The sequence below is a fragment of the Brevundimonas kwangchunensis genome (genome assembly GCF_039523815.1).
Taxonomy (GTDB): Bacteria; Pseudomonadota; Alphaproteobacteria; order Caulobacterales; family Caulobacteraceae; genus Brevundimonas; species Brevundimonas kwangchunensis.
Genome location: NZ_BAAAGA010000001.1, coordinates 13,968 through 28,917, shown reverse-complemented (window position 1 = coordinate 28,917; position 14,950 = coordinate 13,968). Strand labels below are relative to the sequence as shown.

The window sequence follows — 14,950 nt, the reverse complement described above, 5'->3', positions numbered from 1 at the left end:
GGAGGGGGACCATGCGGAGCATGGTGGAGGGGTGGCGGCTTCACGCTCGCCCGATAGCTACCGGCTCTTCAATAGGCTACCCCATCCCCATGACCGACAAGGCCGAGATCCGGGCGAGCATGCGGGCCCAGCGCAAGCGACTGGCTGGCCTGGACCCTATGGCCGCCTCCCGGCTCGCGGAGCATGTCGAGGCCCTGCCGCCCGGCGATCCCGTCGCCGTCTATCGCGCCATCGGCTCCGAGATCGACATGGACGCCCTGTCGCTGGCTCTGGCCCGACAAGGGCGCGACCTCTGCCTGCCGGTGGTGATCCAGCCCGACGAGGCCATGATCTTCCGCCGGTGGACGCCCGGCGAACCGCTGGAGCCCGACGCGATCGGCGTACCGGCTCCCCTGCCTCTGGCCGAGGTGCTGAGCCCGGCCCTGATCCTCACGCCGATGCTGGCCTTCGACGCAGCAGGCGGTCGACTGGGGCAGGGCGGCGGCTACTATGATCGGACCTTCGCGGCCCTCCCCGAAGCTCTGCGCATCGGCGTCGCCTATGCCGGCCAGCAGGTCGAGGGCCTGTCTCTCGAATCCCATGACGTTCGTTTGCATGGCGTTCTGACCGAGGTCGGGTATATGGCCGTCCCATGAGAATAGCGTTCTTCGGCGATGTGGTGGGCAAGTCCGGCCGCGATGGCCTGTCCGATCACCTGCCCGGCCTCAAGCGCGACCTGAAGCTCGACTTCGTCGTGGTCAACGCCGAGAACGCCGCCGGCGGCTTCGGCATCACCGAGCACACGGCCAACGAGCTGTTCATGGCCGGGGCCGACTGCCTGACGCTGGGCAACCACAGCTGGGACCAGCGTGAGGCCCTGACCTATATCGTGCGCGAACCGCGCCTGATCCGTCCGCTCAACTATCCGCGCCTGATGGATGCGCCGGGCGCCGGGGCCAATCTGTTCGAGACCCAGTCGGGCCGGACCATTCTCGTCATGAATGTGCTGGGCCGCGTCCATATGGACCCGATGGACGATCCGTTCAGCGCGGTGGAGAAGGAACTGGCCGCCTGTCCGCTGGGCCTCGCCGCCGACGCCATCATCGTCGACATGCACGCCGAGGCGACCAGCGAGAAGATGGGCATGGGCCATTTCTGCGACGGCCGCGCCTCGCTGGTGGTCGGCACCCATACCCACGTCCCGACCGCCGACTGCCAGATCCTGCCGGGCGGCACCGCCTATCAGACCGACGCCGGCGGCTGCTGCGACTACGATTCCGTCATCGGCAACGACAAGGAAGAGCCCCTGCGGCGCTTCACGACCCGCATCTCGGGTGGTCGCTACACCCCGGCCCACGGCCCGGCGACCATCTGCGGCGTCTATGTCGAGACCGACGACCGCACGGGCCTGGCCACCCGTGTCGAGCCGATCCGTGTCGGCGGCCGCCTGAGTCAGGCGGTGCCGGTGGTCAGCTAGACCGCACGGCTTTCGCCAGAATCAGACTGCGCCTCAAATCCTTCAGTTCGACGGCGCGGACAGCCGGCGCGTGTACGTCGGCCACATAGGTCTGGCCGCCGCGAGCCAATCTCAGGCGCTCATCCGGATCGAGGATCAGACGCTCGATCGCCTGCCCTAGCGTCGTTTCATCCAGCGGATCGACATAGAGGGCGTGGGGGCCGCTGACCTCTTTCAGCCCGCCGCGCCCGGACGAGACCAGCGCGGCCCCAGCCGCGTGCGCCTCCAGCGCGGACAGCCCGAGCGGCTCGGCCCAGACGGATGGCGTCACGGCGATGGCGGCGCGCCGCGTCGCCTCGCGCACTTCGGCCAGCGGGGCGTGCCGGTGGACTGTGATGCGGTCGCTTCGGGCCAGCATTTGCTCGACGTGAGGCGCTGCCCACTTCGCGTGCTTGCTCCAGTCGCCGAGGAACATCTTCGCGCGCCATTCCGGATGACGCTCCAGAACCTCCGGCAGGCTGCGACACAGCAGGTCGACGCCCTTTTCCGGAATTGCCCTGCCGGAGAAGACGATCAGCTTCTCGCGGTTCTCCGGCGACGCCCCCCAGAGGCCGACATCGATCGGGTTGCGGATGGTGAACGCCCGGTCCGCAAACTCGGGAAAGGCGTCCACGAATGCGTTCTGTGACGCCTGGCTGACGAAGACCAGTCCATCGAAGGGCTCGTACCGCTGACGATATCGCCACGCGGCGAAGGCCCCCCGTGGCGGCCGGACGTCATTGTGCCTGTAGAGGATGCGGACGGCGTCCGGAAACCGTTGCGCCAGTCGTGCCGCAAAACGGGAGTTCTGGTGGAATTCGATGATGTCGGGTTCAAACGCCTGCAACGCCCTCACCAGCGCGCGGGACCGCCCGAGCCCCGAGGGCAGCGGCCAGGCCCGGGGATCGCGTTCCTCCGCCCCGGCATCGCAGAAGATGCGCAACGTCTGCTCGTCGCATGCCGCGGCCGCCAGCGTGCGCACGACGGTTTCCATCGAGTTCGGCCGCGCCGCCGAAAACTGGCAGCCCGGCGGCAGGACGATCGCGACCTTCATGAAATCCCGATCTTTCCGGTTCGGATTCTGGGCAGGATAGCGCGTCGGCCCGACACAATAGAGGCGGAGCGGCGAACTTTCGACGAGCGCCGCTATTCGGCGGATGATCTCCACGCCCGCATCTCGGCGATCTCGCGGGTCTGCGCATCGACCACGGCTTGGGCCATACGGCGGATTTCCGGGTCGCGGCTGTCGCGCAGGGCGACCTCGGCCATTTCGACCGCGCCTTCGTGGTGGGCGATCATCTTGGCGATATAGGCCTGATCGACCGTCTCGCCCGAAGCGGCGGCCATCTTCTCGTGCATCGAGGCTTCGGAAGCGGCGAAGGCGCGGTCGCCCGCCGTCGGCGCGCCCGGTGTGGCATGACCGGCGTGAGGCGAGGCGGACACCGCGCCGTCCTTGACCTGCGCGGCGTGATTGGCCGAGGCCGTATCTCGCAGGGCCTGGTTCACAGGATCGCCTCCGCCGTCACAGGCGGAAAGGGCGAGCGCGGTCAGCAGGGCGGCGGCGATACGCATCAGCCGCGTCCTTCGATCCAGTTCGGCATCCAGCTCTCGTGCATCTCGCGCAGGTGCTCCAGCGGTATGCGGAACAGCTCGCCCGAGGCGAAATCCGTGCCCTTGGCGCGACCGACGACCGAGGCGTGCAGGCCGGCGGCCTGGGCCTTGGCGATGACGTCGGTCGGATCGCTGACGGCCGTCAGGTAGCGGGCCTGATCCTCGCCGAACAGGAAGACATGGGCATGGGTCGCCGAGGTGGCGTCCAGCTCGACGCCGCAATCCGACGCCAGCGCCAGATCCGCCGCCGCGCCGATCAGACCGCCGTCCGACAGGTCGTGCACGCAGGTCAGGTCGCCGGCCTCGATCAGTTCGCGCACGAAGTCGCCGGTCTTGCGCTCGAGCTTCAGATCCACCGGCGGCGGCGCGCCGTCCTCGCGGCCCAGCACCTCGCGCAGATAGATGGACGAGCCCAGCTCGCCGTGCGTCTCGCCGATCAGCACCAGCACATCGCCCTCGGCCATGCCGCCAAAGCCGGTCACGACGTCATAGTTGGACAGCAGGCCCACGGCGCCGACGGTCGGCGTCGGCGGGATCGCGACCCCGTTGGTCTCGTTGTAGAGCGACACGTTTCCGCTCACGACCGGGAAGTCCAGCTCGCGGCAGGCCTCGGCCATACCATCAATGGCGCGCACGATCTGGCCCATGATCTCGGGGCGCTGCGGATTGCCGAAATTCAGGTTGTCGGTGATCGCGATCGGGCGCGAACCTACGGCCGTCAGGTTACGCCAGGCCTCCGCCACCGCCTGTTTGCCGCCCTCATAGGGGTCGGCCTGCACATAGCGCGGGGTGCAGTCGCTGGTGACCGCCAGACCCTTGTCGGTCCCGTGCACGCGCACCACGCCGGCGTCCGCGCCGGTCGCCGAGTCGTGCAGGGTGTCGGCCATCACGTGGCGATCGTACTGCTCCCAGATCCAGCGCTTGGACGCCATGTCCGGGCAGCAGACGACGTTCAGCACGGCGTCGGGCCAGCTCTCCGGAGCGGGCACTTCCTTCGGATCGAGGCGCGGCTGCAACTCCGGCTGGACCCACGGACGGTCGTACATCGGGGCGTCGTCGAACAGCGGGGCCAGCGGCACGTCGCAGACTGTCTCGCCATGGTGCTTCAGCACCAGACGGCCGGTGTCGGTGGTCTTGCCGATGACGGCGGCGTCCAGGCCCCACTTTTTGAAGATGCGCTCACCGTCCGCCTCGCGGCCCGGCTTCAGGACCGCCAGCATCCGCTCCTGCGATTCCGACAGCATCATCTCGTAGGCCGTCATACCCTCTTCGCGCTGGGGCACGGCGTTCATGTCCAGCTCGATGCCGACGCCGCCCTTGCCGGCCATCTCGACCGACGAGGAGGTCAGGCCAGCGGCGCCCATGTCCTGGATGGCGGCGACCGCGCCCGAGGCCATCAGCTCCAGTGTCGCCTCGATCAGCAGCTTCTCGGCGAAGGGATCGCCGACCTGCACGGTCGGGCGCTTGCTCTCGGACTCGTCGTCGAACTCGGCCGACGACATGGTGGCGCCGTGGATGCCGTCGCGGCCGGTCTTTGATCCGAAATAGACCACCGAGAAGCCCGCGGCCGGCGCGGCCGAATAGAAGATGGCGTCCGACCTGGCGAGGCCCACGCACATGGCGTTGACCAGGATGTTGCCGTTGTAGCCGGCGTGGAAGTTCGTCTCGCCCGCCACGGTCGGCACGCCGACACAGTTGCCGTAGCCGCCGATGCCCGACACCACGCCCGAGACCAGACGCTTCGTCTTCTCGTGCGACGGATCGCCGAAGCGCAGGGCGTTCAGCAGGGCCACCGGGCGCGCGCCCATGGTGAAGACGTCGCGCATGATGCCGCCCACGCCCGTCGCCGCGCCCTGATAGGGTTCGATGTAGGACGGGTGGTTGTGGCTCTCCATCTTGAAGATGCAGGCGTCGCCGTCATCGATGTCGATGACCCCGGCGTTCTCGCCCGGTCCGCAGATGACGCGATCGCCGGTGGTCGGGAATTTGCCGAGGTGAATCTTCGACGACTTGTACGAGCAGTGCTCGGACCACATCACCGAGAAGACGCCCAGTTCGACGTGGTTGGGCTCGCGGCCCAGCCGGTCGAGGACGACCTGGTACTCATTGGGGGCCAAGCCGTATTCGGCGGCCAGTTCGGCCATGGTCTTCTGGGGAGCGCTCATGGCCGGGCCTCATAGCCGGACTCGGCGCGAAACGTAAGGACCGGCCGACGTCTTCTCAGGCGTGGGCGGGTCGTTCGACCCGGCGACGGAAGGCGAGGCTCAGCAGGATCGCGCCGACCAGCACCGCGACCGCCGCGGCCGCCGCCACCATGGCCAACGGCGGATTGCGTTCCTGCTCGGCTACAAAGGCGCCGACCAGACCCCAGGCCACCGGGATCGACCACGCCACGGTCCTCAGCGCCGCGCTCATCGCCAGCGTGACCAGACCTGCGGACACGATGGCGATCATTGCCCATGCCGTCGGCGACAGCATGGCCGGCAGGTCGCCGTTGCCGGTCAGGACGGTGATCAGGTTCAGCGGCGACGCCACGGTCAGCCAGCCGCCCAGCAGGGCCAGCGGCCAGACCACCATCCAGCGGTCGCGATGCTTCAGCGGCAGGGCCCTGATCGTGGCCGCCTCCTGCGCCATGGGGATCATGAGCGCCAGCAGGGCCATGAAGATCAGCCCGACCGTCGCGCCCTCCCAGTCCATGGCCGAGGCCACGATCCACAGCCCGATGCCCAGCAAGGCCAGCCCCGAGGGCCAGCCGAGCCTGTTGATCAGCCGGCTCTCCCCTGTCGCCGGCAGGGCCTGACGCACCGCGTAAACGATCAGCCCGGCGTAGATGACACCCCAGATCGCGAAAGCGTAGCCGGCTACCCGCAGGGTGGCGTCGCTGTCCGCGGCAAACTGCTCGGGTGTCTGGCCGATGCCGAAGCCCATCTGCGCATAGGCGACGACGACGGAAAGGACGGCGAGAGCCAGCACGATCAGGCGGCGCTGTTTCTGGGCGGAGGTCGGGCGGAGAATCTCGGTCATGCAGCCATTACGCCCGGCGTGGCCATTCGGTTCACCGGAACCGGCGCTGCTCGCGACCTGTTGAGATGGGAGCAACAGGAGAACCCCCGATGACCGATCCGAAACAGACCCCGCCCGCCGAAACCCCTCACTTCGAAACCGACACCGTTCAGGCCGATCGTGCCCGTGAACAGGGCCTCGGGCTTGGCGAGCGCGAACTGCAGGCCCAACGCGATCCCGGTGGCGTTCGCACGCCCGACGTCGACGACGGCGAGGAAGAAACCGACGTCGACACCGGCGGGACGACCGACCGAACCTCGAACGTCGCCCCTTGACTTCGGGGCTGGCCGCCGTCCGATCCCCGCATGGGGAACGAACCGGCCAGCATCCTGCAACAGCGCATAGCCGAGGCCGAGCGCCGTCTGGCCGTCGACCCGCGCGACATTCCGGCCCTGATCGCGAAGGGCGATGCGCTGCTCGGTCTCGGCGATGGCCGGACGGCGACCACCTTCTACAATCTCGCGCTCCGCACGGCAGGAGACGGCCGCGGCCTCGCGCCCCAACTCGTCGCCCAACTGCGCCGCGTTCACGCGGCCACCCAGGAGCAGAAGCGCCGGTTCGAGGATCATCTGACCGACAGCCTGACCGCCGCCGGCTTCGATCCGGTCACCTCCAGCGAGCGGTTCGCCCAGTCGCTGGACCTGATGGCGGGCCGCAAACAGCTCTACCTGTCACAGCCCCTGTTCTACCTTTTCCCCGGCCTGCCGCAGGTTCAGTACCAGCCGCGCGAGACACTGCCATGGATGGCCGGGGTCGAGGCCGCCACGAACGACATCCGAGCCGAGCTTCAGGCGCTCCTGACCGAACCCGAACGCTTCCGTCCCTACGTCGAAAGCCGCCAGGACCGGGCGAACAGCGACACCGCCGGCATGATCGACAACCCCGACTGGAGCGCCCTGTTTCTCTGGAAGGATGGGGTCGAGCAGGAGGAGGTGGCTCGCCGTTGTCCGCGCACCATGGAGGCGCTGGCCTCCGTGCCCCTGTGCCGCGTGCCGGGCCGGACGCCCTCGATCCTGTTCTCCAAACTCGGCGGCGGCGCACGCATCCCGCCGCATCACGGACTGATCAACGTCCGGCTGATCTGCCACCTGCCGCTCATCGCCCCGCCGGGCAGCCGCTTCCGCGTCGGTAACGACGTGCGCGAGTGGAGGGAAGGGCAGGGCTGGGCCTTCGACGACACCGTCGAGCACGAGGCGCGCAACGACAGCGGTCTGGACCGCACCATCCTGATCTTCGACGTCTGGAAGCCGGAACTGACCGCCGAGGAGCGTGATCTGGTCTCCTCGATGTTCGAGTCGATCGACAGCTACGGCAAGGCCGCTCCTGCCTGGGGCGTCTAGCGGTTCACGATCTGCTCGAACCCGCCCCAGAACATGCGGCGGCCGTCGAAGGGCATCTCGCCCGACATCGACTGCATGCCCTCATCGCTCTCCATGGCGGCGTTGACCCGATCGCGGGTCTCGCGATCCGGATACTCGATCCAGCTGAAGACGACCGTCTCGTCGTCCTTCGCCTGCACCGCCTTGCGGAAGTCGGTGACTTGTCCGTCCGGAATGTCATCGCCCCAGCACTCGACCAGCCGGATCGCGCCCAGCCGCTTGAAATGCTCGGACGCCTCCTCGGCGTGATTGCGATAGGCGTCACGGTTCGCCGTAGGAACCGGGGTCACGAAGCCTTCGATGTAGGACATGGTCGTCTCCTCTGGTTGAGGAGACTAACCGCCAGCCGCGCCTGGCCGTTCCCGGCGCGCCGGATCAGGCGGCGTTGTAGATGCTCTGGAACAGGGTCGCGCCGTCGGCCGAACCCAGCTCTGCCTCGAAGGCGCGGTCCGGGTGGGGCATCATGCCCAGCACATTGCCGCGGGCGTTCTGGATGCCGGCGATGTCGGCGACCGAGCCGTTCGGATTGTCGACATAGCGGAAGACCACCTGGCCCTCGCCCTCAAGGCGCGCCAGCGTCTCGGCGTCGGCGAAATAGTTTCCGTCGCCATTGCCCTGGGTCATGACGACCTCGCGCTGGCCCTGATAGCCTGAGGTGAAACGGGTCTGGCCGTTGGCGACCGTAAGGCTGATGGGCTTGCAGACGTACTTGAGGCCCGAGTTGCGCAGCAGCGCGCCCGGCAGCATCCCGGCTTCACACAGGATCTGGAAGCCGTTGCAGATGCCCACGACGGTGACGCCGTCGTCGGCGGCCTTTTTCACCGCCTGCATGACCGGCGACTGCACCGCCATGGCGCCGCAGCGCAGATAGTCGCCATAGGAGAAGCCGCCCGGCAGGACGATCAGGTCCAGGCCCGACGGCAGTTCCGTCTCCTGGTGCCAGACCATCTGCACCTGTTCGCCGGTGGAGCGTTCGACGGCGACCTTGCAGTCGCGATCGCAGTTGGAACCCGGGAAGACGATGACGGCTGCGCTCATGGCGCGGGCGTTTAGCAGGGTTCGCGCGGAATGTCAGTGCGCGGGTTCGAGAAGTCCCAGACGGGTCTCGATACGCTCCAGACGCTGATCCTGCCGGGTCGTGATCTGGTAGATGGTCGAGATGTCCTGACTTGTGGCGCTCAGGTGCCCGCGGATCGCCTGGAGCTCTCCCTTGACCTCGCCCATGGAGTCGTCGAGCCGATCAAGGCGCGTCTGCATCGCCTTGAGGACTTCGTACAGCAGATCGTTCGTCACGTTCGCCATGGCGTTCACGCTACCATGGCGAGAACGAACCGGCAACATCAGCGCGCGACGGCTGTGCGTTTTCCATCCAGCCAGGCCCACACCCAGATCGCCAGACCGCCCAGCGTCAGCGCCACCGCAACCCAGGCTGTCGAGGCCCAGCCGAAGCCGGCCGTGACCGCTGCACCGGCCAGCAACGGCCCCAGCGCATTGGCGGTGTTGAACGCCGAGTGGTTCAGCGCCGCCGACAGCACCTGCGCCTCGCCGGCCACGTCCATCAGCCGCGTCTGCAGGATCGAGCCCAGGCCGCCGCCCGCACCGACGCACAGCACGACCACAAGCATCGACCACAAGTGCTGCGAGGCCAGCGGGTAGAAGGCCAGCGCCACGGCGCTCCAGATCAGCACACCCGCCGCCGCCGGGAAGCCGAAACGATCGCCGGCCCAGGCGCCCAGGATGTTGCCGCTGAACATGCCGACGCCGAATACGGCGAAGACCCAGGGCAGGATATGCGGTCCCACATGGGTCACCTCGCGCAGGGTCGAGGCGAGGTAGGCATAGACTGCGAACATGCCGCCAAAGCCGATCGCGCTGACCCCCAGCGTCAGCCACACCTGCCGGTTCTTCAGCGCCCTCAGCTCCTGCAGCGGGCTGGCTCCCGGATGCGGCGGATCGCGCGGCGCGAACAGGGCCACCAGCGCCATGGTCAGAACGGCGATGCCGCCGACGATGTGGAAGGTCCACTCCCAGCCGTGCGCCTGACTGATCAGGTTGACGACCGGCACGCCCAGCACCGTCGCGACCGTCAGGCCCATCAGGATGGTCGACACCGCGCGCGTGCGAAACTTCAGCGGCACGGTGGAAGCCGCCACCAGCGCCGCCACGCCGAAATAGGCGCCGTGCGGCAGTCCGCTGAGGAATCGGAACACCAGCATGGTCTCGAAGTTCGGCGACAGGCCGCTCAGGATGTTGGCGACGGCGAACAGGCCCATCAGGCCGATCAGCAGCAGCCAGCGCGGGAACCGGGCCCCGAACGCCGCGAGGATCGGGGCCCCGACCACGACGCCGGCGGCATAGGCGCTGATCGCATGCCCCGCCGTCGGCTCGTCGACGCCCAAGCCACGGGCGAAGTCCGGCAGGATGCTCATGGCGGCGAACTCGGTGATCCCGATCGCGAACCCGCCCATGGCCAGTGCGATCAGGGTCAGGGCGATCGCGCCGGCGCTGCGCGGAGCGTTCTCGGGCGCAAGGTCGTCGCCACACGCGACGCAGTCGGGGGAAGTCATCGATGAGCCTTGGGGAGGGCGTTCTTGTTGCGCTGCAACATGGGCTGTTCCGCCGCAGGTTCAACCGCCGAAGGCGACGTCTTCGATCAACCTTTGTGTTCGCCGCCGGTCAGGGTCTCGAACCGGCCGGAAGCTCGGACCGAAGCTGCACCAGAAACGCCTTCATATAAGCCGCACGCGGGTCGGCCAGACGGCGCGCCTCTGCGGTGGTCAGCCGCCCCGGCAGGCTGTCGGCGAAACCCTCGATCCAGCGCAGGGCCTGATCCATGTCAGCCCGGTCGTCCTCTGTCGCCGCCAGCAGACGCGCGACGCCTTCGGCGCCGAGGAAATCGATCAGGTCGGCGTCGCGCAGGACGATCGCCTCCGGCGACGCGGGCTGCCCCGCCGGCACATGCGCGAGGATCGCCTCGCGGACGCCCGGCCATTTCTCCATCGGGAAGCCCGCCTCGCGCAGGAAGGGCTCGGCCAGTTCAACCGAGCGCTGCTCGTGCGCCGCGCCCTCGACCGCAAATGGCTTCAGCCCGCCCCAGTCGTGCAGATACGAGGCGGCGAACAGCACGTCGTCATCGACGGCCAGTCCTTCGGCCCGGGCGATCGCATGCGCCGACAGATAGTTGCGCTCCGCATGCCGCGCGCCCCAGCCGGGGTGGCGAAAGTGCGCTTCGACATGATCGGCTACCGCTCGCCGCCATGGCGCATCGCTGGCCGCGACGCCCTCGACGACCGGCAACGACCGCTGTGCCGGCGGCTCCTGCGCCGCGACGGGCAGGGCGACGGCGGCCGCCAGCAGAATCGCCGTCAGGCGCGCCCGCATCTCAACCTTCGCCCTTGTTCTCATAGGTCGCCGTGATCGTGGCCTTGGCCAGCGTATGGAAGTGCAGGTTGAACCCGTACTTTGCGCCCGAGTCCTCATTGCCGACCGGAAGGCTGTCCACGTCTACGGCGAAGACGGTGAAGATGTAGCGGTGCGGGCCGTGGCCCGGAGGCGGGGCGGCCCCGCCGAAGCCGACGTCGCCATAGTCCGTCCGGCCCTCGACCGCGCCCTTGGGCAGACCGCCCGACGAGGCCCCGGTCGCCAGGTCGCTGACGTCCGCCGGGATATTCGCCACCGTCCAGTGCCAGAAACCCGAGCCCGTCGGCGCATCGGGGTCGTAGCAGGTGATCGCGAAGCTCTTCGTTCCCTCCGGCGCGCCAGACCACGCCAGATGCGGCGAGGTGTTCCCCTTCGCCTGCACCTGCGCGTCGGGCAGCACGCCGCCGTCGGTGATGTCGTTCGAGGTCAGGGTGAAGGTCATGCGGGTCTCCCGGGTTGGCGAGGTCTTTTAACGCATCAGGGCGCGAGGGGCTTCAGCGGCCGGCGGCCCGACGATGGTCTCCAGGGCGATATCGACCGAAATGTCGCTGGACATAAAGGGCTCGGGCGGCCCCGGGCTGAAGGCCAGCCCCTCCGCGATCAGGGCCTCACCCCGGCCGTGATCGCCCTTGCGCGCCAGCTCGACGCCCAGATTGACCAGCGCCTGGGCGATGCCCCATCGCTCCAGCGGCAGGATTTCGGAGTAGGCCATCCGGCGGCGAATACAGGCCTCGGCCATATCGAACGCACCATGGACGGGTGCGCCATAGCTGCAGTCGCCCAGCATCGTGCGCTGGGTCTCATAGTCCCGCCCGGCGATTCGCTCCTCGAGCCGCGCGGCGCCGACGCCCGCCTCCCGGTCATGCTGCAGCAGCATCAACACGTTGAACGCCGGCACACGTTCGGCCGCTGCAACCTCGTCCCGCGCAATCAGGATCCGGGCCAGATCGGCGCCGATCGAATTCATCTCCGCCTCCGGCTGGCGTTCGGCGAAACCCCGCCAGCGCTGCAACAGGGCGTCCGCCTGATCCTGCCGGCCGATCCGGACCCAGCTGTCGTAGAGGATCTTCAGCGGGAATGTCCGCCGGTCCCGGCCCCGCAGGCGGCGTTCGGCCTCGGTCAGTCGCGCGGCCGCGTCGGGCGCCTCGGGCCCGGCGAGAACCGGCAGGGCGACCATCAGCGCGTTCGCGCCCGTCACGTCCCTGTTCACCGGCTCGTCCCACATCGCCAGCGCCAGCGGTCGCGCAATGTCGGTTCGACCTGCCGTCACGGCGGCGCGCACCAGGGTCGCCCGCGCATCCTCCACCTCATCCCTCGCACGACCGCGCCAGTCTTCGTCCGCGAGGCCTTGGGCCACCATCGCTTCGTCGAGCCCCAGCATCTCTTCAAGAGCTGCAAGCGCGGCCGGCCGTTCCGACGCCGGCAGGTCGGCGACCTCTCCTTCCAGCTGCCGCCGCATCGCCGCCTGCATCAGTGGCAAGACCCGGGTTCTGTAGCGCTCAAGCTCGATCGTCGCCTCGCGCCGCAGGCCCGCCTCGCGCTCGGCGGGGGTCATCCGGGCCGCCACCGCCGTCGCGGCGTCCAGCCGGCCATGCCGGACCAGTTCTCTGACCGCTTGGGGCGCATTCTCCGGCTCAAGCGTCGTCAGAACCCGCTCGACCGCCGCGTGATCGCCCAGCCGGGCGAAGTCCGCAGCCAGCGTCTCCGCGCCGCTGTCGGACACCCCCGCCGAGTCGGCCGGCAAATCGGCCTCCCATGCCGCCAGCACAGCCCGCTCCGCCTCCGCCAGCCCCCGCTCCCGGACGACTGAAGCCACCAAGGCATAGGCGTCCAGCCGCCCGAACACGATCGACATGTCGGACAGGGGATTGGGAACAAACGCCGGATCCAGAACCGGGAGGGCCTTCAAAGCCTCGAGCGCCTCCGCCGGCGGGTCGCCGGACGCCAGCCGCGTGACCGTCCGGGCCGCCAGGTCGCCGAACGCGTCGCCGGACGCCGCGACCGTCTCAAACTCGGGCGGAAGGTCGACCGACTCGTCGGATGTGCCGGGTGTCCGAAGGGGCGAGGGCCAGGTCGCCGCCACCCGCCGCCAGCAGGCCTGTCGGTCGGGTTGATTTCCGCAGGCGTGCGCTGCCTGCCAGAGGCCGTCGGATGCAGGATCCGTCGCCGTCTGCGCCTGAGCGGCCACTCCGCCGGCCAGCGTCAGGACGCCGGCGATCAAGATCGGGATTCTCAAGCCAGGTCCTCCACCCGCGTCGGTGGAGGATGCCCCGGCGCCGTGACGACCGCTAGTGCGCGGCGTCCTTGGCGGCCTGCGTAAAGGCGCTGTCGTCCATCAGGCCGCCGGCCAGGGCGCCCGCGAAGACAAGACAGCAGGCCAGCACGAACAGGGCGACCAGCAACTTGCCGATCCGGTTCAAGCGACCTCGATCCGGTAGCTTTCGATGACCGTGTTCGCCAGCAGGGTTTCGCACATGCGCTTCGCCTCGGCGGCGGGATCGCCCTCGCCGTCGAAATCGAACTCGATCAGCTTGCCGACGCGGGCGTTGGCGACGCCGGCCCAGCCCAGACCGTGCAGGGCGCCTTCGACGGCCTTGCCCTGAACGTCCAGCACGCCCGGCTTCAGGAAGACGTGCACCTTAACTTTGACGGCCATCAGTGCAGTCCTCCCTGGATCACGGTCGGCATGCCCTTCATGATTCCCAGACGGCGCGCCACTTCGGTGTAGCTTTCGATGACGTTGCCCAGGTCGCGGCGGAAGCGGTCCTTGTCCAGCTTCTCGCCGGTCGTCATGTCCCACAGGCGACAGCTGTCCGGGCTGATCTCGTCGGCCAGGATCACGCGGGCGAAGTCGTTCTCCCAGATGCGACCGAACTCGATCTTGAAGTCCACCAGCTGGATGCCGACGGCGCCGAACATGCCCGACAGATAGTCGTTCACGCGCACCGTCATCGCCAGCATGTCGTCCAGCTCCTGGGTCGAGGCCCAGTTGAACGCCGTGATGTGCTCCTCGGTGACCATCGGATCGTTGAGCTCGTCCTTCTTCAGGTAGAACTCGATGATCGAGCGGGGCAGGGGCGTGCCCTCGGCGATGCCGAGACGCTTGCTCATCGAGCCGGCGACCACGTTGCGGCAGACCACTTCCAGCGGAATGATCTCGACTTCGCGGATCAGCTGCTCGCGCAGGTTCAGACGCTTGATGAAGTGGTTCGTCACGCCGATGCCGTTCAGGCGCGACATGATGAATTCGCTGATCTGGTTGTTGATTACGCCCTTGCCCTCGAGCTGGGCCTTCTTCTCGCCGTTGAAGGCGGTGGCGTCGTCCTTGAAATACTGGATCAGCGTGCCGGGCTCGGGACCCTCGTACAGGATCTTGGCCTTGCCCTCGTAGATCTTCTTGCGCTTGACGTTCATGCGGTACGGTCCGGCGGGGCGCTGCCTGAAAAGCGAAAATCGCGCGGCCAGAGGGGAGGTCCGGACGGCGCGATCCTGAATCAGACGAGCGGGAAAATCGTTCGCGCGTCTCTTAGCGGAACCCGGGTCGCGATACAAACCACAGCCTTGATCGCTCTGTACACGACACCAGGCCGCAACCCGTCGAGTTCCGGTTGCGTTCGTCCCCCGGGCGGCTATAGACCACCTCGACTGCGGCTTCGGCCGCCTGACGGAGCCTCGCGACCCCCATGACCACCTTCGACGATCGGGAAAAGGGCTTCGAGTCCAAGTTCGCCCTCGATCAGGAACAGGAATTCCGGGCCGTCGCGCGCCGCAACAAGCTGCTGGGCCTGTGGGCCGCCGAGAAGATGGGCCTGTCGGCCGAAAGCGCCGACCAGTACGCCAGCGCCGTCGTCCGCGCAGACTTCGAGCAGCCGGGCGAGGAAGACGTCTTCCGCAAGGTCGCCCAGGACTTCGAGGGCTCGGGCATCGCCGTCACGGAAGGCGAAATCCGCCGCAAAATGGACGAGCTGTCGTCCGTCGCCCGCGAACAGATCCGCTCCGGCGA

19 protein-coding genes are annotated in these 14,950 nt (G+C 68.2%); 5 read left to right on the top strand and 14 right to left on the bottom strand.

The window, feature by feature from the left end:
* The first annotated feature begins 89 nt into the window (after positions 1 to 89).
* Both ABDZ95_RS00155 and ABDZ95_RS00150 read left to right on the top strand, forming a co-directional pair.
* Complete coding sequence (locus ABDZ95_RS00155; protein ID WP_343788499.1) at positions 90 to 635, top strand: 5-formyltetrahydrofolate cyclo-ligase; 546 nt, start codon at positions 90 to 92, stop codon at positions 633 to 635.
* On the top strand, positions 632 to 1,456 hold the full coding sequence (locus ABDZ95_RS00150; protein WP_343788496.1) for a TIGR00282 family metallophosphoesterase: 825 nt from the start codon (positions 632 to 634) through the stop codon (positions 1,454 to 1,456). Before ABDZ95_RS00155 ends, ABDZ95_RS00150 begins: the two co-directional genes overlap by 4 nt.
* On the opposite strand, the gene ABDZ95_RS00145 is transcribed toward ABDZ95_RS00150, so the two are convergent.
* From ABDZ95_RS00145 to ABDZ95_RS00130, 4 genes are read right to left on the bottom strand one after another with little or no spacing between them, the layout of a single operon-like run.
* A complete protein-coding gene (locus tag ABDZ95_RS00145) occupies positions 1,449 to 2,642 on the bottom strand; it encodes a glycosyltransferase family 4 protein (protein WP_343788493.1) in 1,194 nt (397 codons plus the stop codon). The genes ABDZ95_RS00150 and ABDZ95_RS00145 overlap by 8 nt on opposite strands.
* Positions 2,621 to 3,046 (bottom strand): DUF305 domain-containing protein, encoded by a 426-nt coding sequence (locus ABDZ95_RS00140; protein ID WP_343788490.1) that lies wholly within the window; start codon positions 3,044 to 3,046, stop codon positions 2,621 to 2,623. The genes ABDZ95_RS00145 and ABDZ95_RS00140 overlap by 22 nt, the downstream gene beginning before the upstream one ends.
* Positions 3,046 to 5,250, bottom strand: a complete 2,205-nt coding sequence (purL, locus tag ABDZ95_RS00135; protein WP_343788486.1) for a phosphoribosylformylglycinamidine synthase subunit PurL — start codon at positions 5,248 to 5,250, stop codon at positions 3,046 to 3,048. The genes ABDZ95_RS00140 and purL overlap by 1 nt, the downstream gene beginning before the upstream one ends.
* Positions 5,251 to 5,305: 55 nt before the next feature.
* A complete protein-coding gene (locus ABDZ95_RS00130; RefSeq protein ID WP_343788483.1) occupies positions 5,306 to 6,109 on the bottom strand; it encodes a hypothetical protein in 804 nt (267 codons plus the stop codon).
* An 89-nt stretch (positions 6,110 to 6,198) separates the two neighbouring features.
* Here ABDZ95_RS00130 and ABDZ95_RS00125 point away from each other — a divergent pair, with 89 nt between their 5' ends.
* Together ABDZ95_RS00125 and ABDZ95_RS00120 are read left to right on the top strand one after the other, a co-directional pair.
* Positions 6,199 to 6,423 (top strand): hypothetical protein, encoded by a 225-nt coding sequence (locus tag ABDZ95_RS00125; RefSeq protein ID WP_343788479.1) that lies wholly within the window; start codon positions 6,199 to 6,201, stop codon positions 6,421 to 6,423.
* Positions 6,424 to 6,453: 30 nt separating this feature from the next.
* Positions 6,454 to 7,488 carry an aspartyl/asparaginyl beta-hydroxylase domain-containing protein gene (locus ABDZ95_RS00120; RefSeq protein ID WP_343788476.1) on the top strand — a complete coding sequence of 345 codons (1,035 nt, stop codon included), beginning with the start codon at positions 6,454 to 6,456 and terminating at the stop codon, positions 7,486 to 7,488.
* Here ABDZ95_RS00120 and ABDZ95_RS00115 read toward each other — a convergent pair.
* The 10 genes from ABDZ95_RS00115 to purC all read right to left on the bottom strand — a co-directional run bounded on the left by ABDZ95_RS00115 (position 7,485) and on the right by purC (position 14,361).
* Complete coding sequence (locus tag ABDZ95_RS00115) at positions 7,485 to 7,838, bottom strand: DUF1428 domain-containing protein (protein WP_343788473.1); 354 nt, start codon at positions 7,836 to 7,838, stop codon at positions 7,485 to 7,487. The two genes, ABDZ95_RS00120 and ABDZ95_RS00115, sit on opposite strands and share 4 nt — an antisense overlap.
* A gap of 64 nt (positions 7,839 to 7,902) precedes the next feature.
* Complete coding sequence (purQ, locus tag ABDZ95_RS00110) at positions 7,903 to 8,565, bottom strand: phosphoribosylformylglycinamidine synthase subunit PurQ (protein WP_343788470.1); 663 nt, start codon at positions 8,563 to 8,565, stop codon at positions 7,903 to 7,905.
* A gap of 33 nt (positions 8,566 to 8,598) precedes the next feature.
* Positions 8,599 to 8,829 carry a hypothetical protein gene (locus tag ABDZ95_RS00105; RefSeq protein WP_343788467.1) on the bottom strand — a complete coding sequence of 77 codons (231 nt, stop codon included), beginning with the start codon at positions 8,827 to 8,829 and terminating at the stop codon, positions 8,599 to 8,601.
* Positions 8,830 to 8,867: 38 nt separating this feature from the next.
* Positions 8,868 to 10,094, bottom strand: a complete 1,227-nt coding sequence (locus ABDZ95_RS00100) for an MFS transporter (protein ID WP_343788464.1) — start codon at positions 10,092 to 10,094, stop codon at positions 8,868 to 8,870.
* A 109-nt stretch (positions 10,095 to 10,203) separates the two neighbouring features.
* Positions 10,204 to 10,908: an HD domain-containing protein gene (locus ABDZ95_RS00095; RefSeq protein WP_343788461.1), complete on the bottom strand. Its 705-nt coding sequence runs from the start codon at positions 10,906 to 10,908 to the stop codon at positions 10,204 to 10,206.
* A 1-nt stretch (position 10,909) separates the two neighbouring features.
* The gene (locus tag ABDZ95_RS00090; RefSeq protein WP_343788458.1) at positions 10,910 to 11,389 is read right to left on the bottom strand and encodes a YbhB/YbcL family Raf kinase inhibitor-like protein; all 480 of its coding nucleotides are present in this window, start codon (positions 11,387 to 11,389) and stop codon (positions 10,910 to 10,912) included.
* Between the two features lie 27 nt (positions 11,390 to 11,416).
* A complete protein-coding gene (locus tag ABDZ95_RS00085; protein WP_343788455.1) occupies positions 11,417 to 13,183 on the bottom strand; it encodes a hypothetical protein in 1,767 nt (588 codons plus the stop codon).
* 52 nt (positions 13,184 to 13,235) lie between these two features.
* Entirely contained in the window at positions 13,236 to 13,367 is a 132-nt protein-coding gene (locus ABDZ95_RS00080) for a hypothetical protein (RefSeq protein WP_343788451.1), read from the bottom strand.
* The gene (gene purS, locus ABDZ95_RS00075) at positions 13,364 to 13,603 is read right to left on the bottom strand and encodes a phosphoribosylformylglycinamidine synthase subunit PurS (RefSeq protein ID WP_343788448.1); all 240 of its coding nucleotides are present in this window, start codon (positions 13,601 to 13,603) and stop codon (positions 13,364 to 13,366) included. Before purS ends, ABDZ95_RS00080 begins: the two co-directional genes overlap by 4 nt.
* The gene (gene purC, locus ABDZ95_RS00070; protein WP_343788445.1) at positions 13,603 to 14,361 is read right to left on the bottom strand and encodes a phosphoribosylaminoimidazolesuccinocarboxamide synthase; all 759 of its coding nucleotides are present in this window, start codon (positions 14,359 to 14,361) and stop codon (positions 13,603 to 13,605) included. Before purC ends, purS begins: the two co-directional genes overlap by 1 nt.
* Positions 14,362 to 14,630: 269 nt before the next feature.
* On the opposite strand from purC, the gene ABDZ95_RS00065 reads away from it, so the two are divergent.
* On the top strand, positions 14,631 to 14,950 hold a 320-nt coding region (locus ABDZ95_RS00065; protein ID WP_343788442.1), incomplete at its 3' end, for a DUF1476 domain-containing protein.